Raw genomic sequence first — 19,206 nt, forward strand, 5'->3', positions numbered from 1 at the left:
GTGAAACGCCGGACAAAAAAGAATCATCTCCCGCTTCGTGAAGCGCATCACAGGCGTAAGAATTTTAAATCTTGTTATCGCTTTTGTATGGAATAATTTATTCACTTGTTAATACGATGGTCACCCCGGGACGGTTTATGCAAACAGGGTCAGCAGCAGCGGCGCACAAGCGGGCGCTTATCGCCGGTTCAATCGGTAATTTCATCGAGTGGTATGAATTTGCCGTCTACGGTTTTCTAGCTACGGTGATTGCCAAAAACTTCTTCCAGCTGGAGGGCGAAGCGCCGCTCACCGGGTTGATTCTTACCTACGCGGCGTTTGCCGTTGCCTTCTTCTTCCGTCCATTGGGCGCGGTGGTTTTTGGCCGGATGGGAGACAGAATCGGGCGTAAACCGACGCTGATTCTGGTGCTGGTGATGATGACGCTCGCGACCACCGCCATTGGCCTGGTGCCGGTGTACGCGAGCATTGGCGTTGCCGCCCCGCTAGTATTGACCGCGCTGCGTATATTGCAGGGCCTGTTTGCCGGAGGCGAGTACGGCGGAGCCGTGTCGTTGATGACCGAGTTTGCCCCGCGTGGCAAACGTGGCCTGTACGGTGCCTGGCAATCCTTCACCGTGGCACTGGGCCTGCTGGCAGGCGCGGGTATCGTCGCGCTGATGTCTGCCCTGTTAAGCCCGGAAGCCATGCTCGACTGGGGCTGGCGCGTACCGTTCTTCCTGGCGTTACCGATGGGCGGCGTTGCGCTTTGGCTGCGGGTCAATATGGAAGAAACACCGAGCTTTGTCCGTCAGCAGACAACCGCTGCCCCGGCGGTCAAAGCCAGCACCCGCTCCACCTTTAACGCCATTATGACCGGCATCGGCCGTCTGATGGTGTGGTCGGCGGCGGGATATACCTATCTGGTGATCATGCCTTCCTATCTGCAGTCTGCGCTGCATACCGGATTTAACCAGGCACTGCTGATTGCGGTGATTTCAAATATTGGCTTCGCTGCGACCATTATTCCGGCAGGCATCCTGAGCGATAAAATAGGCCGTCGCACGGTGATGGTGAGTGCGGCTGTGCTGCTACTGGTCCTGGCGCTGCCGTTGCTCAATATTTTGCAGGCAGAGTCGAGCACGCTATGGGTAAAAGCGGGGGTAGTTCTGATTGCCGGGGGTCTGGTCGGAATGCTTGCCGGTCCGGGCCCAGCGATGCTGGCGGAGATGTTCCCGACCAAAGTGCGTTATACCGGTCTGGGGCTGGCGTATTCGCTGTCTAACGCGTTTTTCTCAGGCTGTGCGGGGTTGATCATCACCGGGCTGATTAAGCAGACGGGTAATCTCGATATTCCGGCTTATTATGTGATGGCCACGGCGGTGGTGAGTATTGTCGCGCTAATGACGCTGAGAAAGGATGACCATTTGCGGTCACTGGATGAGTAAACAAACTGCCCGACGGCGCGACGCTTGCCTGACCTACGGAGATGTAAGTCAGGTAAACGTAACGCCATCAGGCATTAACGATTAACTTCTCTGACGTACGGCTTCGAACAGGCAGATACCGGTGGCGACAGACACGTTCAGTGACGACACGCTGCCTGCCATCGGAATGCTGATCAGCTCATCGCAGTGCTCACGGGTCAGACGACGCATCCCTTCCCCTTCGGCCCCCATCACCAGCGCCATGCTGCCGGTCATTTTGCTCTGATACAGCGTATGGTCGGCTTCGCCTGCCGTGCCAACGATCCAGACGTTCTCTTCCTGTAACAGACGCATGGTGCGCGCCAGGTTGGTCACCCGGATCAGCGGCACGTTTTCAGCCGCGCCACAGGCGACTTTCTTCGCCGTCGCATTGAGCTGGGCAGACCGATCGCGCGGGACAATCACCGCATGAACACCCGCGGCATCGGCGCTACGCAGGCACGCGCCAAGGTTATGGGGATCGGTCACGCCGTCGAGGATCAGCAGGAACGGATTCTCGAACTGTGCCAGCAGGTCAGGCAGATCGTTTTCCTGATACTGTCGGCCCTCTTTCACACGGGCGATGATCCCCTGATGCACAGCACCTTCGCTTTTCTCATCCAGGTACTGGCGGTTAGCCACCTGAATCACCACGCCCTGGGCTTCCAGGGCATGGATCAGCGGCAGAAGACGTTTGTCTTCACGGCCTTTCAGAATAAACACTTCCTGAAAACGCTCTGGAGCGCGCTCCAGCAGGGCCTGCACCGCATGGATGCCGTAAATCATTTCACTCATGAATGGTACTCGTAAAGGGTTAATTGCTATTCCCCTCACCCCGACCCTCTCCCCAAAGGGGCGAGGGAGAAAACCAGGCATGCACCGTGCAGTCCCCTCTCCCTTTTAGGGAGAGGGCTAGGGTGAGGGTAAAAATTACTCGGCTACTTTCTTTTTCGAAGCACGTTTAGCTTTGGTCGCAGTGGCGATTTTAAGCGTTTTGTCCGACGGTTTTTTCGCTTTCGACTTCGGTTTCGCCTGGCCTTTGTCGCCCTTGAAGGCGCTGTCCGGCTCGAAGTTCACCTTTTTGCCCGCCTGACGACGTCGGTTGCCATTACCCGGTTTCTTCGCCTTTTCGCGCGCGGTTTTACCCACGTTGCGCGGACCGCGTTCGCTGGAGATCAGCGAGAAGTCGATCTTACGCTCGTCCATGTTGACGGCTTCGACTTTCACTTCCACGCGATCGCCCAGACGATAGGTCTGGCCGCCCGATTCACCAATCAGACGCTGTCCGACCTGGTCGAAACGGTAGTAGTCGTTATCGAGCGATGAAACGTGAACCAGACCATCGATGAACAGATCGTTGAGGCGCACGAAGAAGCCAAAGCCAGTGACGCTGGCGATAACGCCCGGGAAGACGTTACCAACCTGATCCTGCATGAAGTCACACTTCAGCCAGTCAGAGACTTCACGTGTCGCTTCATCGGCGCGGCGTTCGGTCATCGAACAGTGCTGGCCCAACTGGAGCATCTCTTCCATGCTGTAGTGCCAGCCACCGGTATCGGTGGAGTTGCCAGTGTGCCCCTCATCCTTCGCCAACAGATATTTAATCGCGCGGTGCAGCGACAAATCCGGGTAACGACGAATCGGTGAGGTAAAGTGCGCGTAAGACTGCAACGCCAGCCCGAAGTGACCGCGGTTTTCCGGGTCATATACCGCCTGCTTCATCGAGCGCAGCAGCATGGTTTGCAGCATTTCATGATCGGGGCGATCGGCGATAGACGTCAGCAATTCTGCGTAATCGCGCGGTTCAGGCTTATTCCCGCCCGGCAGCTCAAGACCCAGCTCCGCCAGCACGGTACGGAAGGACGTAATGGCCTCTTCGGTAGGCTTGTCGTGAATACGGAACAGCGCAGGCTCAGACTCTTTCTCAACGAAGCGCGCAGCCGAAATATTCGCGAGGATCATGCACTCTTCAATCAGTTTATGCGCATCGTTACGCTGAGTTTGCTCAATGCGCTCAATGCGACGCTCGGCGTTGAAGATAAACTTCGCCTCTTCGCTTTCAAACGAGATCCCGCCACGTTCAGCACGGGATGTATCCAGCACTTTGTAGAGGTTGTGCAGTTCTTCGATATGCTTCACCAGCGGGGCGTACTGCTCACGCAGCTCCTGATCGCCCTGCAAGATATGCCAAACCTTGTTATAGGTCAGACGCGCATGGGAGCTCATTACCGCTTCGTAGAATGTATAACTTGTCAGGCGTCCTTTTGCCGAAATGGTCATTTCACAGACCATACACAAGCGGTCAACCTGCGGGTTCAGAGAACAGAGGCCATTTGAGAGCACTTCCGGCAGCATCGGTACAACCTGCGACGGGAAGTAGACCGAGGTGCCGCGATTGCGAGCTTCGGCATCCAGGGCAGTTGGCGGACGGACGTAGTAGCTAACGTCAGCGATAGCTACCCACAGACGCCAGCCGCCGCCGCGTTTCTTCTCGCAGAACACGGCGTCATCGAAGTCACGGGCATCTTCGCCATCAATAGTCATCAGCGGCAGGTCACGCAAATCTACGCGGCCAATTTTCGCTTCTTCAGGCACCTGCTCTTTCAGACCAGCAATCTGTTTTTCCACTTCTGGTGGCCAGACATACGGGATTTCATGGGTACGCAGCGCCATGTCCACGGCCATGCTGGTGCCCATGTTATCGCCCAGCACTTCAACAATTTTACCGATAGCTTTTGTGCGGCGCGTAGGGCGCTGAGTCAGCTCAACCACCACCACAAAGCCCATCCGCGCGCCCATCACTTCTTCTGGCGGGATGAGGATATCAAAGCTAAGACGGCTGTCGTCCGGCACCACGAAACCGATGCCTGCATCGGTAAAGTAACGCCCGACGATTTGCCCCGTTCTGGCTTCGAGCACGCGAACAATGCGCGCTTCGCGGCGGCCTTTACGATCGGCCCCCAGCGGTTGTGCCAGCACCAAATCGCCGTGCATACACATTTTCATCTGTTCAGATGAGAGATAGAGATCGTCTTTGCGTCCTTCGACGCGCAGGAAACCAAAACCGTCGCGGTGGCCAATGACTTTGCCTTTCAGCAAATCGAGGCGTTCCGGCAGCGCATAGCACTGGCGGCGAGTGAAGACCAGTTGCCCGTCGCGCTCCATGGCGCGCAGACGGCGACGCAGGGCTTCCTGCTGCTCTTCACCTTCGATTTTCAGCTCAGTCGCCAGCTCGTCTCGGCTGACCGGTTTTTCGCGTTTGGCAATGAAATCGAGGATGAATTCCCGGCTCGGGATAGGGTTCGCGTATTTTTCAGCTTCGCGTTCCTGGAAAGGATCGTGTGACATAGCGGTTCCTCCGTTGTCAGCTCCGGTAAAGTGATGGTTTCACTCCACCAGCAATAATTTAAAAAGCGGTTGATTCTCTTCAACCAAATCGGCCAGGGTGTAGTTATCCAGTTCCTTGAGAAAACTGTTCACGGCCTTAGCAAGCGCCTGTTTTAAACGACAGGCGGGCGTAATGTGGCAAAAATCGCTGCTGCAGTTCACCAGCGATAACGGTTCAAGTTCGCGAACCACATCACCGATGATAATAGTGTTGGCAGGTTTGCCCAGACGAATGCCACCGTTTTTTCCGCGTACAGCGTCTACAAAGCCTGCACGGCTTAGCTGGTTGATAATTTTAACCATATGATTACGCGACACGCCATAGACCTCTGTTACCTCAGAGATACTGGTCATTCGACCGTCCGGCAGCGATGCCATATAGATTAGCGCACGCAATCCGTAATCGGTGAAACTCGTTAACTGCACATCAACCTCAACGCAGGGAATAAATACAGAAATACGCTAAATCATTCAGGTTGCATCGCGGCGGCAACTGAGTGACCCCTGGGAGCTTACACAAGTAAGTGGCCTGGGTGAACGAAGGCAGCCAACAAAGAGGCAGCTTGAATGATGACGCATATTTATATTGATGATAAACCAGCCAGCCATCTAGCGGTTAATTAATTTAAGCGGGAAGGCGGAAAGCAAGAACAAGGGGCGCCATGAAAGCGCCCCTGACATGATTATGCGTCGAACGGGTCGCGCAGGATCATGGTTTCAGTACGGTCAGGTCCGGTTGAAATGATATCAACAGGCACTTCGGTCAGTTCTTCGATACGTTTGATGTAGTCCAGCGCCGCCTGCGGCAAGCCGCTTCTTTCTTTCACGCCAAAGGTGGTCTCAGACCAGCCCGGCATGGACTCATAAATCGGCTCGATACCTTCCCAGTCGTCGGCTGCCAGCGGGGTGGTCGTCACTTCGCGGCCATCCGGCATACGGTAACCGATGCAGAGTTTGACCTCTTTCAGGCCATCCAGCACGTCCAGTTTGGTCAGACAGAAACCAGACAGGGAGTTGATCTGCACCGCACGGCGTACCGCGACGATGTCCAGCCAGCCGGTACGACGACGACGACCGGTGGTCGCGCCAAACTCGTTACCCTGCTTGCAGAGGAACTCGCCGGTTTCGTCGAACAGTTCGGTTGGGAATGGACCTGCGCCAACACGGGTAGAGTAAGCTTTGATGATGCCCAGGACGTAATCGACATAACGCGGACCGAGACCGGAACCGGTCGCCACGCCACCAGCGGTGGTGTTGGAAGAGGTCACATACGGATAAGTACCGTGGTCGATGTCCAGCAACGTGCCCTGGGCACCTTCGAACATCACGAAATCACCACGCTTGCGCGCCTGATCCAGCAGGTCAGAAACGTCAACAACCATTGCGGTCAGGATGTCGGCAACCGCCATGACATCATCCAGCACTTTCTGGAAATCAACGGCTTCAGCTTTGTAGAAGTTCACCAGCTGGAAGTTGTGATATTCCATCACTTCTTTCAGTTTTTCGGCGAAGGTCGCTTTGTCGAACAGGTCGCCAACGCGCAGGCCACGACGGGCCACTTTATCTTCATACGCAGGACCTATACCGCGACCAGTGGTCCCGATAGCTTTCGCACCGCGCGCTTTTTCACGAGCAACGTCCAGCGCGACATGATAATCGAGGATCAACGGGCATGCTTCAGAGAGCAGCAGACGTTCGCGAACCGGGATACCACGGTCTTCCAGTTCTTTCATCTCTTTCATCAGCGCAGCAGGAGACAGCACAACACCGTTACCGATGATGCTGGTCACATTGTCACGAAGAATACCTGATGGAATAAGATGGAGGACGGTTTTTTCACCGTTGATTACGAGAGTATGGCCTGCGTTGTGACCGCCCTGGTAGCGTACAACATATTTAGCCCGTTCAGTCAGAAGATCGACAATCTTCCCTTTACCTTCGTCACCCCATTGGGTGCCCAGTACGACGACGTTGTTACCCATTTTTCAAAATCACCGTTTGCTTAAAAAAGGATTCTACCACCGCTTTTTCAGAGATACAGCACTTTTTCCAGGCAAATTCCGGCGAAATGGGCTAAGTCACCGTCAGGCAATCGTTTTACTCAACATGTAGTAGATAACGATGCCCGCAACCACAAGTCCACCGCCAAAACGACGCAAAATATGATCCGGCAACTGTGAAAGTGCGGCGACCATTTTGCGCCAGGCCTGCGGATAGAGCATCGGCCCGAGCCCTTCAAGGACCAACACCAGCGCAAGCGCCAACCAGATTGTTGAGTTCATGATTCATCCTGATAAAAGAAAACCACCGCCAGTGCGGTGGTTTTTTCACTAAAGAGACTGCCTCAGAGTTTAACGCGTTGCGCTGGACGGTGTCTTCATGTAGCGGAAGAAATCGCTATCCGGGCTGAGGACCATCACATCCTGATTGCTCTGGAAGCTGGCCTCATACGCACGCAGGCTACGGATAAAGGCGTAGAAATCCGGATCCTGGCTGAATGCGTCGGCAAACAGTTTCGCCGCTTCGGCATCCCCTTCACCGCGCATGATGCGACCCTGACGCTCGGACTCTGCCAGCGTTTTGGTCACTTCGTAATCCGCAGCAGCACGCAGTTTTTCTGCCTCTTCCTGACCCTGTGAACGGTGGCGACGTGCAACCGCTTCACGCTCAGCGCGCATACGGTTGTAAATCGCATCAGACACTTCAGCAGGCAGGTTGATTTGTTTGATGCGCACATCAACCACTTCAATCCCTAACGCCGCCATACTGTTCGGATTAACCACTGGCACTTTGCCGTTGGTTTCCGCAACCACGCGCTCAGCGGCTTCAGCGATAGCGCTGTCAGCTGCTGGGGTTGCCACTTCATCATCACCACCGGACGTACCGGTGTTCAACGCATCACGCACCTCGATAGTCAGACGACCACGAGAATCGGTCACGATGTCTTTCACATCCAGACGACCAATTTCGGAACGCAGACGGTCAGAGAACTTACGTTTCAGCAGCACTTCGGCCTGGGAGACGTCACCGCCGCCGGTCGCCAGATAGTAACGGCTGAAATCGCTGATACGCCATTTGATGTAGGAGTCAACGATCAGGTCTTTCTTCTCTTTGGTGACGAAGCGATCGGCCTGGTTATCCATGGTCTGAATACGCGCATCCAGCGTTTTTACTGACTCAAGGAACGGCACTTTAAAGTGCAGACCCGGGGCATACACCAGCGGTTTGTTTTCATCGTCACGAACGACTTTACCAAATCGCAGCGTAATACCGCGCTCACCCTCTTTCACCACAAATACTGAGGCGTAGAGACCTACCAGCACGATGATGATTAACGCAATTACTGACTTACGCATCGTTATTCCCCCTGACGCTGGTAGTCGTTACGCTGCGCATTAGCACGGCGTTGGTCCATGATATCGCCATCGCTTGTGGCCGGTGCGCTGCTGTTCCCGCTGGCACTGCTGCTCGAGCTTGACGCAGGTGGCAGACGTAACAGGCTGTCGGCACCACTGCCGTTACTCTTTTTTGCAGGAGCGGCACTGCCACCTTTCAGCATCTGATCAAGAGGAAGAACCATCAGGTTGCCCCCTTTATCGTTGACCAGCACTTTACGGGTATGGCTCAGCACTTTCTCCATGGTCTCGATATACAGACGTTCACGGGTAATTTCCGGTGCAGCCTTATACTCAGGCAGCAGCTTCGCGAAGCGAGCCACTTCACCCTGTGCTTCAAGTACAGTCCGAGTTTTATAGGCACGCGCTTCTTCAAGGATACGCTGCGCCTGACCGTTCGCACGTGGCTGCACTTCGTTGGTGTAAGCTTCGGCTTCACGGATGTACTGCTGTTCGTTCTCACGGGCAGCAATCGCATCGTCAAACGCCGCCTTCACCTCTTCCGGTGGGCGAGCGGCCTGGAAGTTGACGTCCAGCAGGGTAATACCCATGTTGTACGGACGAATGGTCTCTTCCAGCTCACGCTGGGTATCGCTACGAATAACGGTACGACCTTCGGTCAGAATACGGTCCATGGTGTATTTACCGATAACCCCACGCAGGGCGCTGTCGGTTGCCTGACGCAGACTGTCATCCGGGCTGGTGACGCTGAACAGGTATTTTTGTGGATCGGTGATGCGGTACTGCACGTTCATCTCAACGCGTACCACGTTTTCATCGGAGGTCAGCATCACGCCGGAAGCCGCAAGTTCGCGAACCGCTTCCACGTTCACCGGTGTAACTTCATCGACAAACGTCGGCTTCCAGTTAAGACCAGGCTCAACCAGATGACTAAATTTACCGAAGCGCGTTACAACGCCGCGTTCTGCTTCTTTAATGGTATAGAACCCGCTGGCCGCCCAAATGATGACCACCGCTGCCGCGGCAATGCCGACAATGCGTCCGCTCATTGGCGCACGTGGCCCCTGAGTCGAACTGCTGCCACCGTTGCCTGAGCCACCTTTACCGCCTCCCAGGCCGCCGAGCTTTTTGCTCAGTTTGCGGAAGATATCATCCAGATCGGGAGGTCCCTGCTCGCGACCACCTTTGTTTCCATTTCCCCCAGAGTTGCCGCCTTGATTATTGCTGCTTCCCCACGGGTCGCGGTCTTGTCCGTTATTACCGGGCTGATTCCACGCCATGTATATGCTCCATATTTGTTATGCGGTGATACCCGTCATACTTCGAGCTGCACCTTTGTTGGCTGCGTTCACTCACCCGAAACGCTTAGTTGACTAAGCGCATCGGGATTCATTCACTTGCCGCCTCAATGCAACTCGAATTATTGTGTGTATATACCCATATTGCCGGGTATAAAGGCGAATAGTCTTCAGGCTAACTGGCTATCAGACGATATAGTCTGCCAGCGCAGGTTCTTGCTTACAGAGGCGACGCCAGTCCACGATCGGCAGTCGAACTTCCAGACCGACGCTACCGTCCTCCTCCATCCACTCTTTTTCTATCGCCTGAAGCTGATAAAACCGGCTTCGTAAACGTCCTTCCTGCGGCGGTAAACGCAGCGTGTGCTGGGCTACCTCACCGGAAAGTCGTTCCGTTAAAGCCTGGAAAAGCAGTGGAATACCGACCCCGGTCTGCGCAGATAACCAGACCCGAATCGGTTTATTTTCTTCATCACGGTCAATACGCGGCTCAAAATCTTCCAGCATATCGACCTTGTTCATGACCAACAGCATCGGAATGTCATCGGCTTCGATTTCATCGAGAACCACATTCACTGCGTCAATGTTTTCCTGCAAGCGCACATCGGCGGCGTCGATCACGTGCAGCAGCAACGTCGCTTGACGCGTCTCCTGCAAGGTCGCTTTAAACGCGGCCACTAAGTCATGCGGCAGATGGCGGATAAACCCTACGGTATCCGCCAGCACCGTATCACCGACGTCGTCGACGGTAATCCGCCGCAGAGTCGGGTCGAGCGTCGCGAATAGCTGATCCGCGGCATACACCTGCGCTTGCGTAATCTGGTTAAACAGCGTCGACTTCCCGGCGTTGGTATAGCCCACCAGCGACACGGTCGGAATATCGGCTTTGGCTCGCGAACGGCGTCCTTGTTCGCGCTGCTTCTCAACTCTCTCCAGACGGGAAAGAATTTGCATAATACGATTGCGCAGCAAACGACGGTCAGTTTCGAGCTGGGTTTCACCCGGGCCACGCAAACCAATCCCGCCTTTCTGTCTTTCAAGGTGGGTCCAGCCACGCACCAGACGCGTCGCCAGATGGCGCAACTGCGCCAGCTCAACCTGCAGTTTCCCTTCATGGGTACGGGCACGTTGAGCAAAAATATCGAGAATAAGACCGGTACGATCGATAACCCTGCACTCGCACAAACGCTCCAGGTTTCGCTCCTGGGCCGGACTTAGTGCATGGTCGAATAAGACAACGGATGCGCCCGTTGCTTTAACGGCTTCCGCAATTTCGACAGCCTTACCTTCACCAACAAAATACTTTGGGTGCGGCGCTTTACGGCTACCGGTAATCACCTGCATTGCTTCGACACCGGCGGAAGAGACCAGGGATTCGAACTCCTGAAGGTCTTCCATATCTTTGTCTTGCGAAAAATAGATGTGTACCAGCACCGCCTGCTCACCGGCGTCATAACGGTCAAACAAGCGTTATATCTCCTAAAAGACCAGCGGGGAACCGAACAACCAGGCTCCCCGACATGGAAAAACAGCCATCAACCTTATTCGGTTTCTTCGCTGTCTTGCGGCGCAGAAGAAGACTGCGCGTTGCTACCGTGATGGTAGTTAGTACCAGTACCGCCGCCAGCATTGTTGCTATGATGAGAGACCGGACGAGACGGAACCACTGTAGAAATTGCGTGCTTATAGACCATCTGGCTGACCGTGTTTTTCAACAGGATCACGAACTGATCAAAAGACTCAATCTGACCTTGCAGCTTAATACCATTCACCAAATAAATAGAAACTGGAACACGTTCCCGACGCAGTGCGTTCAGAAACGGATCTTGTAAAGATTGCCCCTTAGCCATTCTCTTTTCCTTATATGCTTGTTTTACCCACGGTTTTCAGGGTTTTACCCACAAACTTCGGGCTTGTACTTAGAACCTTGCGATTCTGAAAATTGCGCACGATACGTCTTAATTTTACACGTTCAGCCCAGACCCGCACCAACTACCTTTAACACATCGTTGAACGCCTGTTCAGGTTGCTCACTGTCTAACCAGTGAACGCCATCCCAACCGCGCAACCAGGTAACCTGGCGCTTGGCCAACTGTCTCGTGGCGCAAATACCTCTATAAACCATTTCATCATATGAGATTTCGCCTTCAAGGTATGACCACATCTGGCGGTATCCCACACAACGAACGGAAGGCATATCCGTATGCAAATCTCCTCGGGCAAAAAGCGCCCGCACTTCTGCTTCAAAACCCGAAGCCAACATCTGATGAAAACGCTGCTCGATGCGATGATGGAGCAGTTCACGGCTCGCCGGGGCGATGGCGAACTGATGCACCTGGTACGGCAGAGCGTCTCCTGACGTTTGCGTCAGTTCCGTTAAAGTTTTACCCGAAATGAAAAAAACTTCCAGTGCCCGGGAAAGTCTTTGCGGATCATTTGGATGAATACGCGCAGCCGCCACCGGATCAATGTCCTGGAGTTGCTGATGCAATGCGTTCCATCCCTGCTCTGCTGCCTGTTGCTCAATTTTGGCTCTGACGTCCGGATCTGCCGACGGTAATGGCGACAACCCTTCCAACAACGCCTTGAAATACAACATGGTGCCGCCTACCAACAGCGGGATTCGCCCTGCTGCGGTAATCTCTGCCATCTCGGCCAGCGCATCGCGGCGGAAGTCCGCGGCAGAATACGTCTGTGCCGGATCGAGAATATCTAACAACCGGTGCGGTGCAGCGGCAAGCTCCGTCGCATCCGGTTTCGCGGTTCCGATATCCATCCCTCGATAGATGAGGGCGGAATCCACGCTAATCAACTCTACAGGCAAAACTTTACGCAGCTCAATTGCCAACGCGGTTTTACCGGAGGCCGTCGGCCCCATCAAAAATATGGCCTTTGGCAGGCTTGCCTCTGTTACATCACTCATTTTTAAGGGCATTCATCGCCGTATTCAGTAAGACGGGTTGTAACAGGCCACCCGGCGGGGCTTTCACCAACTGCGGGCACAAACGTTCGACGTCTGTCAGCATGGCAATCGCCTGCGCCATATTCCACTGCGCATGATCGCTTACGAGGTTGCGCGCTAACCAGTGCGCTACGTTGCTCGCCTCGAATGTTGATTGCTGCGCGAGGTAGCCTATCAGTTCAGGAATCAAGATTTGTAAATTTTGTTGTCTTAAGGGTAAAGGCACCGCTCGCACCGTCACATGCTGCGCTTCTGATTGAATTTCAATGCCTAATTGCCCTAATACCGGCAGGGACTTTTTCAGCGCCGCCTGCTCGTCGGCGGTGACTTTTAAGCGCAGCGGGATCAGCAGCGGCTGCGCGCACACCGGCGAATGTTCCGACGAAAGCTGCGCCTGACGCAGCCAGCGCTCGGCCACCGGCAACGCCAGCAGACTGAGTTGTCCGTCACGCTCCAGCAGCGCGCAGTCATCCGCTACAATCGTCAGCACCCGGCCAAAACTGTGGCTATGCCCGGCCAGGCTTTCCGCCACGGGAGCGGGTGCCGTTTTACGTTCTGCGACCGGGGTTTCCAGCAGTTGCTTATACAGCGCACCCTGCTGTTTTTGATAACCTGTCTGGGCGTTCGGCCAGCTCGCGCCCGCAGACGGCGAAGCATAGCGTGGGGCGGCAGGCTCCCGTGCGACAGTAGCTTCCCGCGCAACGGCAGGCTCGGCAAAGTGGTTGCGCCCGGCCGCCACCCGGTTTTCCGGTAGCGTGCGTGGCGCAGGTTGTTCCTCTTCCCCCGCCAGTGCCAGCGGCACATCAAGCTGCTGTTGCAGCACGCTCACCACGCCCTGATAGATAAAATCATGGACCAGCCGCGACTGGTGGAACCGCACCTCATGCTTAGCCGGATGCACGTTCACATCGACCTGATGCGGATCGATAGTCAAATAAAGTACAAATGCCGGCTGTTCTCCGGCCCCCAGCTTATCTTCGCAGGCCTGACGAATGGCGTGGTTGATCAGTCGGTCGCGCATCATGCGGCCATTGACATAGCAATACTGGATTTCAGCGAACTGAGCATGGTTCTGCTGCGGATCGGCAACCCAGCCGTGTAACGCTAAATCGCCATGCTGCCACTCGATGGCCAGCGCTTGCTCGACGAACGGCGTGCCGCAAATGGCCGCCAGACGGCGCTCTTTCTGCCCGTCCTGCGCCACGGCCCGGTATTGCCGCACCGCTTTGCCGTTATGATTCAGATTGATGGTGACGTCAAAACGCGCCAGCGCGATACGGCGTATAACTTCGTCGATATGGCTGAATTCGGTTTTCTCGGTGCGCATGAATTTGCGGCGCGCTGGGGTGTTGTAGAACAAATCCAGCACTTCCAGCGTGGTGCCAACAGGATGCGCCGCGGGTTTCACGGTCACGTCCATGTCGCGCCCTTCGGCGTAGGCCTGCCAGGCTTCAGGCTGTTCGGCAATTCGGGAAGTGAGCGTCAGGCGTGAGACGGAGCTGATACTGGCCAACGCTTCACCGCGAAAACCGAGGCTGATAATGGCTTCCAAATCGTCAAGCGTTGCGATTTTACTGGTGGCATGACGGGCCAGCGCCAGCGCCAGCTCGTCCTTTTTGATGCCGCAGCCGTTATCTCGAATGCGGATAAGCTTCGCGCCGCCGCGCTCGATATCAATATCGATGCGGGTCGCCCCCGCATCGAGACTGTTTTCGACCAGCTCTTTCACTACCGACGCAGGACGTTCCACCACTTCGCCGGCGGCAATCTGGTTCGCAAGCTGTGGCGGCAGAATCTGAATCGGCATGACGCGCTCCTTAATTGATTAACGTCCCGCCAGGACCCGAGGCACTGGCCGTCTGCGAGGCTTCCCCGCGCGGCCCGCTTTGCAGCGGATGCGCGTTAAAATAGTTGCGCAGCCCGTTGTAAATCGCCTCGGCAATCTGCTGCTGATAGTTGTCGCTACCGAGCAGGCGTTCTTCACTGCTGTTGCTGATAAAACCCGTTTCGACAAGGATCGACGGGATGTCCGGCGAGCGCAGCACGCCAAGACTCGCATGTTCCGGGCGACGTTTATGGATATTACCGACGCGTTGCAGTTGGCTCAGCACATCCACCGCCACATCATACCCGACCCGCTGGGAATGGCCGAATTGTAAATCCAGCACCGCCTGGCTCAGATACGGGTCAGACTGGCTGTTGGCCAGCACATCTCCCGCTCCGCCGAGCAGTTCAGACTGTTTCTCGTGTTGCTCCAGCCAGCCTGCCATTTCACTGTTGGCACGACGGTTAGACAGCACCCACACCGACGCACCGGTGGCATCACGATTTGGCGCCGCATCAGCATGAATTGACACCAGGAAATTGGCGTTCTGCTTACGTGCTACGTCGGAACGGCCCATCACAGAAATGAAGTAATCGCCGTCGCGGGTCAGCACGCCTTTAAACATCGGGTCGTCGTTCAGCAGCGCCCGTAATTTGCGGGCGATGGAAATGGTGACGTTTTTCTCTCGGGTCCCACCCGGACCAATAGCCCCTGGATCCTGGCCGCCATGGCCCGCATCAATGGCGATAATGACTTTGTCGCCGCTGGCGCTGGCGGTGCGCGTCCGCGCGGCAGGCCGCGTTTGGGTGTTGCTATTGGTAACGCCGGTTATTCTGTCGTTTTGTGATTTAAACGGATTCCGGGCCGGGTCAACAGGCCGTGGAGGCGTCACTATCACCGGGGTTTCTACGCGTTTCGCTACCACAGGCGGCGGTGGAGGCGGCGGTGCATCAGCATTAATGGTGAAGACCACGGTATAGGTTCCACCGTTTTGCTGTTTCACCGCGCGGGTTTTACCGTCGGCGGTTAAATCCACCACCAAACGCAACGATTGTGCGTCCTTCGGTGTGCCGGAACGAATAGTTTTGACCAGATTATTGCCGCTGAAATTCAGCGGTAGGCCCTGGATAACGCCTGTCTGTTGGATATCCAGCGCCACGCTGCGCTTGCCTTCCTGCGAGAAGGAATAATCAGGATCGCCCATAAAACTGAACGTGATCCGGGCCTGCTTATCGCCATTGGACACCTGAATATCGGATAAGCTTGCCGCCGTCGCCTGAAGACAAAACAGCATCATGCCGACCAACCACACACTTTTAACGCGATACATCATCCCGCCATCCCTCAGGTTAACTGGCTAAGTGTGCCAGTAAAGACTCACCCAGTGAGGAGACTGCCGTCACGCGCGCCTCTCGCCCTTGTGCCTGGTACTCCAGGTGAATTTCGACATCCGGTTCAGGCAGTACACCCGCGCCCTGTTGCGGCCATTCCACCAGGCAAATGGCATTGTCAGCGAAGTAGTCGCGGATCCCCATGAATTCAAGCTCCTCAGGATCCGCAAGGCGGTATAAATCGAAGTGGTACACCATCAAATTTTCAAGGGTGTACGGCTCTACCAGGGTGTAAGTCGGGCTCTTGACGTTGCCTTTATGGCCCAGCGCCTGCAAAAATCCGCGGCTGAAAGTGGTTTTCCCGGCGCCCAAATCGCCGTAGAGATAAATGACAGTTGCGCCTGTGCAGGCCCCGGCAATTCGGTTGCCAAGGTCTAATGTCGCCTGCTCATTGGGTAAGGGAATCACTCGATTTATCATGGTTTACGTCAATCACGTCCGGGTTAACAACACGCTGTAGCGTGAGAAAAAGATCGGTGGCCAACATGCCACGTGTTCCATTGCGCGCGGTCAGTACATCGGCAGCCGCGCCATGCGCCACACAACCGGCGCAGGCAGCATCATACGGTGAGAGCTGCTGGCCTAGCAACGCGCCAATAATACCTGACAGCACGTCACCCATCCCGCCGCTAGCCATACCGGCATTGCCGGCATCAACAATGGCGATACCGTGCGCCTCGTCGGCGATAACCGTACCGGCGCCTTTCAGCACCACCACGCCTCCGTAACGTTTTACCAGACGCTGTGCAGAAAGTAAGCGATCGCTTTCAATTTCTGCCACGTTGCAGTTCAACAATCGGGCGGCTTCGCCGGGATGCGGCGTCAGTACGCGATTGTGACGTTTATCCGGATTGATTGCCAGAAGGTTCAGCGCATCGGCGTCCCAGAGCATCGGCTTGCGAACGCTCTCCACTTTACGCAGGGCCTGTTTGCCCCAAGCCTGTTGCCCAAGGCCTGGGCCAATCACAATCACGTCCGCCCACGCCAGACCCTCATCGAGGCTTTGCGCGGTCAGTTCATGCACCATCAATTCAGGGCGCGCGGTAATAATGGGCCCGATATTTTCACTGCGAGTGAGTACTCGCACCAATCCGGCCCCGGCCCGCAGCGCGGCCTCACCGGTCATCCGAATCGCCCCGGCGGTGCCGTGATCGCCCCCGATAATCACCACCTTGCCATGGTCGCCTTTGTGCGACGTAGGTCGACGCGGCGGCAGCCAGCGCTCCAGTTGGCTGGCGTCTACCCGTTGAAGCGATGTGGTTTGCGCACTCAGCCAGCTCTCAAGACCCAGCGCATGATGATGCAGCATGCCAGTCACGTCGCGGGCCTTACCGGTTAATAAGCCCGGTTTCAGGGCGATAAAGGTGAGGGTGTGCGCGGCATGGATAACGGCCCCCGGCGTGGCGCCGGTTTGGGCCAGCAACCCGGATGGAATATCGAGCGCAATCACTGGGGCCGAATGGGCATTGGCGCGGGCAATCAGGCTGGCGGCAGGCTCGCGTGGCGCATTCGTTAGCCCCGTGCCAAGCAGCGCGTCGAGGATCAGATCAACCTCTTGCGGCCAGGGGATATCTGGGGCGTGGATTATGCCCCCGGCATTCAACCAGGCCTCACGAGCTTGCGCCGCTTCTTCCGGCAAGGGTTTATCGCTTTCCAGTGCCAGCAGCGTGACGGTTATACCTGCCGCCTGCGCCAGACGCGCCACCACGTAGCCATCGCCGCCGTTATTGCCATGACCGCAGAGAATCAACCAGTGTGTTGCTGAAGGAAAATTGTCGCACGCGACGTCAAACGTGGCAGCGCCCGCGCGCTGCATTAATTCGTAGAGCGTCAGCCCCAGCGCATCAGCGGCTTCTTTTTCGGCACGACGCAGGCCATCCGCAGACCAGATGGTGTGTGGTATACTTGCGGGGTTTCTCGTCATTCTATGGTCCGTCATGTCACAGCCCCTCGATCTCAATCAATTAGCGCAAGACATCAAACAGTGGGGCACCGAGCTGGGCTTTCAGCACGTCGGTATTACCGATACCGATCTCAGCGCCAGCGAACCCCAACTGCAGGCATGGCTGGACAAACAGTACCACGGCGAGATGGAGTGGATGGCGCGTCACGGCATGATGCGCGCTCGCCCTCATGAACTCCTGCCCGGTACGCTGCGCGTGATCAGCGTGCGGATGAACTATCTGCCCGCGAACGCAGCCTTTGCCAGCACCCTGAAAAACCCCTCACTGGGGTACGTCAGCCGGTATGCCCTCGGGCGTGATTATCATAAGCTGTTACGCAATCGCCTCAAAAAGCTGGGCGAGAAGATTCAGGCGCAGTGTGCCTCGCTGAATTTTAGACCTTTTGTCGATTCCGCGCCTATTCTGGAGCGCCCGATCGCTGAAAAAGCCGGGCTCGGTTGGACAGGTAAGCACTCACTTATCCTCAGTCGTGATGCAGGCTCATTCTTTTTCCTCGGCGAATTACTTATCGATCTGGCGTTACCGATCGATAAACCGGTAGAAGAAAACTGTGGTCGCTGTGTGGCCTGTATGACGATTTGTCCTACCGGCGCAATTGTAGAGCCTTATACCGTCGACGCCCGTCGCTGTATTTCCTATCTGACTATCGAGCTGGAAGGCGCTATCCCGGAAGAGTTTCGCAAGTTGATGGGCAATCGCATCTACGGCTGCGACGACTGCCAGCTGATTTGCCCATGGAATCGTTATTCACAGCTCACGGACGAAGAGGATTTCAGCCCGCGCAAAGCGCTGCACGCCCCAGAGCTCGTCGAGTTGTTTGCCTGGAGCGAAGCCCACTTCCTGAAAGTCACCGAAGGATCGCCGATTCGGCGGATTGGGCATGTTCGCTGGCTGCGGAATATCGCCGTCGCCCTGGGAAATGCGCCGTGGAGTGAATACAATTTACAGGCGCTGGAAAGTCGAAAAGGTGAGCACCCACTTCTCAACGAACACATAGATTGGGCGATTGCGCAGCAAATTGAGAAGCGAAATGCCTGCGTCGTTGAGGTGCAGTTACCGCAGAAACAACGGCTGGTTCGCGTTATCGAAAAAGGTTTACCGAGAGATGCCTGATTCATTCACAGGGTGTGAATAAAAATAAAAACACATTGAAATTCAAGGGCGACAAATTCGTCAAGTGATCGCAATAACACTTTGAAATCTATTTTTTCCGTTGTATATCAATGCATTGAAAAGTGATTATTCACATTATGAATCAATTTGAATTTCCAGAGAAAGTCTCAGGGCTGTGGATAAGTCTGTTTACAAGAATGTGTCAGAGAAAACAAGAATCGTCCCCAACGTCTTTTAACGCTGTGGATAAGATATGAGGAGAGAAGAAAATTTGGAGCGGGAAACGAGACTCGAACTCGCGACCCCGACCTTGGCAAGGTCGTGCTCTACCAACTGAGCTATTCCCGCTTGGGTGGTGCGTGTATCTTGCGATACTTTCAAATTTTGGAGCGGGAAACGAGACTCGAACTCGCGACCCCGACCTTGGCAAGGTCGTGCTCTACCAACTGAGCTATTCCCGCATAA

The 19,206-nt window shown here is 55.4% G+C and carries 16 protein-coding genes and 2 tRNA genes; 2 read left to right on the plus strand and 16 right to left on the minus strand.

The window, feature by feature from the left end:
- The first annotated feature begins 137 nt into the window (after positions 1 to 137).
- The gene (locus ACG0Z5_RS20070) at positions 138 to 1,427 is read left to right on the plus strand and encodes an MFS transporter (RefSeq protein WP_394450550.1); all 1,290 of its coding nucleotides are present in this window, start codon (positions 138 to 140) and stop codon (positions 1,425 to 1,427) included.
- A gap of 81 nt (positions 1,428 to 1,508) precedes the next feature.
- Here ACG0Z5_RS20070 and rlmB read toward each other — a convergent pair whose 3' ends face one another.
- The 14 genes from rlmB to nnr form a co-directional block, all read right to left on the minus strand.
- On the minus strand, positions 1,509 to 2,240 hold the full coding sequence (gene rlmB / locus ACG0Z5_RS20075) for a 23S rRNA (guanosine(2251)-2'-O)-methyltransferase RlmB (RefSeq protein ID WP_394450552.1): 732 nt from the start codon (positions 2,238 to 2,240) through the stop codon (positions 1,509 to 1,511).
- Between the two features lie 135 nt (positions 2,241 to 2,375).
- Positions 2,376 to 4,793: a ribonuclease R gene (rnr, locus tag ACG0Z5_RS20080; protein ID WP_394450554.1), complete on the minus strand. Its 2,418-nt coding sequence runs from the start codon at positions 4,791 to 4,793 to the stop codon at positions 2,376 to 2,378.
- A gap of 39 nt (positions 4,794 to 4,832) precedes the next feature.
- Positions 4,833 to 5,258, minus strand: a complete 426-nt coding sequence (nsrR, locus tag ACG0Z5_RS20085) for a nitric oxide-sensing transcriptional repressor NsrR (RefSeq protein ID WP_394450557.1) — start codon at positions 5,256 to 5,258, stop codon at positions 4,833 to 4,835.
- Between the two features lie 257 nt (positions 5,259 to 5,515).
- Complete coding sequence (locus tag ACG0Z5_RS20090; protein WP_319628440.1) at positions 5,516 to 6,814, minus strand: adenylosuccinate synthase; 1,299 nt, start codon at positions 6,812 to 6,814, stop codon at positions 5,516 to 5,518.
- 102 nt (positions 6,815 to 6,916) lie between these two features.
- A complete protein-coding gene (locus ACG0Z5_RS20095; RefSeq protein WP_319785108.1) occupies positions 6,917 to 7,114 on the minus strand; it encodes a DUF2065 domain-containing protein in 198 nt (65 codons plus the stop codon).
- A gap of 69 nt (positions 7,115 to 7,183) precedes the next feature.
- The gene (gene hflC / locus ACG0Z5_RS20100) at positions 7,184 to 8,188 is read right to left on the minus strand and encodes a protease modulator HflC (protein ID WP_319628442.1); all 1,005 of its coding nucleotides are present in this window, start codon (positions 8,186 to 8,188) and stop codon (positions 7,184 to 7,186) included.
- Between the two features lie 2 nt (positions 8,189 to 8,190).
- Positions 8,191 to 9,468 carry an FtsH protease activity modulator HflK gene (gene hflK, locus ACG0Z5_RS20105; RefSeq protein ID WP_394450560.1) on the minus strand — a complete coding sequence of 426 codons (1,278 nt, stop codon included), beginning with the start codon at positions 9,466 to 9,468 and terminating at the stop codon, positions 8,191 to 8,193.
- Between the two features lie 204 nt (positions 9,469 to 9,672).
- A complete protein-coding gene (gene hflX / locus ACG0Z5_RS20110; protein WP_394450563.1) occupies positions 9,673 to 10,953 on the minus strand; it encodes a ribosome rescue GTPase HflX in 1,281 nt (426 codons plus the stop codon).
- Between the two features lie 74 nt (positions 10,954 to 11,027).
- Positions 11,028 to 11,336, minus strand: coding sequence for an RNA chaperone Hfq (gene hfq / locus ACG0Z5_RS20115; RefSeq protein ID WP_394450565.1), 309 nt, complete (start codon positions 11,334 to 11,336; stop codon positions 11,028 to 11,030).
- Between the two features lie 122 nt (positions 11,337 to 11,458).
- Complete coding sequence (gene miaA / locus ACG0Z5_RS20120) at positions 11,459 to 12,409, minus strand: tRNA (adenosine(37)-N6)-dimethylallyltransferase MiaA (protein ID WP_394450567.1); 951 nt, start codon at positions 12,407 to 12,409, stop codon at positions 11,459 to 11,461.
- Entirely contained in the window at positions 12,402 to 14,255 is a 1,854-nt protein-coding gene (gene mutL, locus ACG0Z5_RS20125) for a DNA mismatch repair endonuclease MutL (protein WP_394450569.1), read from the minus strand. Before mutL ends, miaA begins: the two co-directional genes overlap by 8 nt.
- Before the next feature lie 10 nt (positions 14,256 to 14,265).
- Complete coding sequence (gene amiB, locus ACG0Z5_RS20130) at positions 14,266 to 15,606, minus strand: N-acetylmuramoyl-L-alanine amidase AmiB (protein WP_394450572.1); 1,341 nt, start codon at positions 15,604 to 15,606, stop codon at positions 14,266 to 14,268.
- A 16-nt stretch (positions 15,607 to 15,622) separates the two neighbouring features.
- A complete protein-coding gene (tsaE, locus tag ACG0Z5_RS20135; RefSeq protein WP_258986817.1) occupies positions 15,623 to 16,084 on the minus strand; it encodes a tRNA (adenosine(37)-N6)-threonylcarbamoyltransferase complex ATPase subunit type 1 TsaE in 462 nt (153 codons plus the stop codon).
- Positions 16,053 to 17,603 (minus strand): bifunctional ADP-dependent NAD(P)H-hydrate dehydratase/NAD(P)H-hydrate epimerase, encoded by a 1,551-nt coding sequence (nnr, locus tag ACG0Z5_RS20140; protein WP_394450575.1) that lies wholly within the window; start codon positions 17,601 to 17,603, stop codon positions 16,053 to 16,055. The genes tsaE and nnr overlap by 32 nt, the downstream gene beginning before the upstream one ends.
- Between nnr and queG the strand changes: the two genes are divergently transcribed.
- Complete coding sequence (gene queG / locus ACG0Z5_RS20145; RefSeq protein ID WP_394450577.1) at positions 17,602 to 18,741, plus strand: tRNA epoxyqueuosine(34) reductase QueG; 1,140 nt, start codon at positions 17,602 to 17,604, stop codon at positions 18,739 to 18,741. The two genes, nnr and queG, sit on opposite strands and share 2 nt — an antisense overlap.
- A gap of 272 nt (positions 18,742 to 19,013) precedes the next feature.
- On the opposite strand, the gene ACG0Z5_RS20150 is transcribed toward queG, so the two are convergent.
- A tRNA-Gly gene (locus tag ACG0Z5_RS20150) sits at positions 19,014 to 19,089 on the minus strand.
- 37 nt (positions 19,090 to 19,126) lie between these two features.
- Positions 19,127 to 19,202 (minus strand) — tRNA-Gly (locus tag ACG0Z5_RS20155).
- Positions 19,203 to 19,206: the final 4 nt, after the last annotated feature.

It is taken from the genome of Scandinavium sp. M-37 (assembly GCF_043558715.1).
Lineage (GTDB): Bacteria > Pseudomonadota > Gammaproteobacteria > Enterobacterales > Enterobacteriaceae > Scandinavium > Scandinavium vulneris_A.

What these genes read in the sequence shown, in the direction of transcription:
- ACG0Z5_RS20070 (WP_394450550.1), top strand. Translation starts at nt 138, where the DNA reads ATGCAAACAGGGTCAGCAGCAGCGGCGCACAAGCGGGCGCTTATCGCC.
- rlmB (WP_394450552.1), bottom strand. Translation starts at nt 2,240, where the DNA reads ATGAGTGAAATGATTTACGGCATCCATGCGGTGCAGGCCCTGCTGGAG.
- rnr (WP_394450554.1), bottom strand. Translation starts at nt 4,793, where the DNA reads ATGTCACACGATCCTTTCCAGGAACGCGAAGCTGAAAAATACGCGAAC.
- ACG0Z5_RS20090 (WP_319628440.1), bottom strand. Translation starts at nt 6,814, where the DNA reads ATGGGTAACAACGTCGTCGTACTGGGCACCCAATGGGGTGACGAAGGT.
- ACG0Z5_RS20095 (WP_319785108.1), bottom strand. Translation starts at nt 7,114, where the DNA reads ATGAACTCAACAATCTGGTTGGCGCTTGCGCTGGTGTTGGTCCTTGAA.
- hflC (WP_319628442.1), bottom strand. Translation starts at nt 8,188, where the DNA reads ATGCGTAAGTCAGTAATTGCGTTAATCATCATCGTGCTGGTAGGTCTC.
- hflK (WP_394450560.1), bottom strand. Translation starts at nt 9,468, where the DNA reads ATGGCGTGGAATCAGCCCGGTAATAACGGACAAGACCGCGACCCGTGG.
- hfq (WP_394450565.1), bottom strand. Translation starts at nt 11,336, where the DNA reads ATGGCTAAGGGGCAATCTTTACAAGATCCGTTTCTGAACGCACTGCGT.
- miaA (WP_394450567.1), bottom strand. Translation starts at nt 12,409, where the DNA reads ATGAGTGATGTAACAGAGGCAAGCCTGCCAAAGGCCATATTTTTGATG.
- mutL (WP_394450569.1), bottom strand. Translation starts at nt 14,255, where the DNA reads ATGCCGATTCAGATTCTGCCGCCACAGCTTGCGAACCAGATTGCCGCC.
- amiB (WP_394450572.1), bottom strand. Translation starts at nt 15,606, where the DNA reads ATGATGTATCGCGTTAAAAGTGTGTGGTTGGTCGGCATGATGCTGTTT.
- tsaE (WP_258986817.1), bottom strand. Translation starts at nt 16,084, where the DNA reads ATGATAAATCGAGTGATTCCCTTACCCAATGAGCAGGCGACATTAGAC.
- queG (WP_394450577.1), top strand. Translation starts at nt 17,602, where the DNA reads ATGTCACAGCCCCTCGATCTCAATCAATTAGCGCAAGACATCAAACAG.
- nnr (WP_394450575.1), bottom strand. Translation starts at nt 17,603, where the DNA reads ATGACGGACCATAGAATGACGAGAAACCCCGCAAGTATACCACACACC.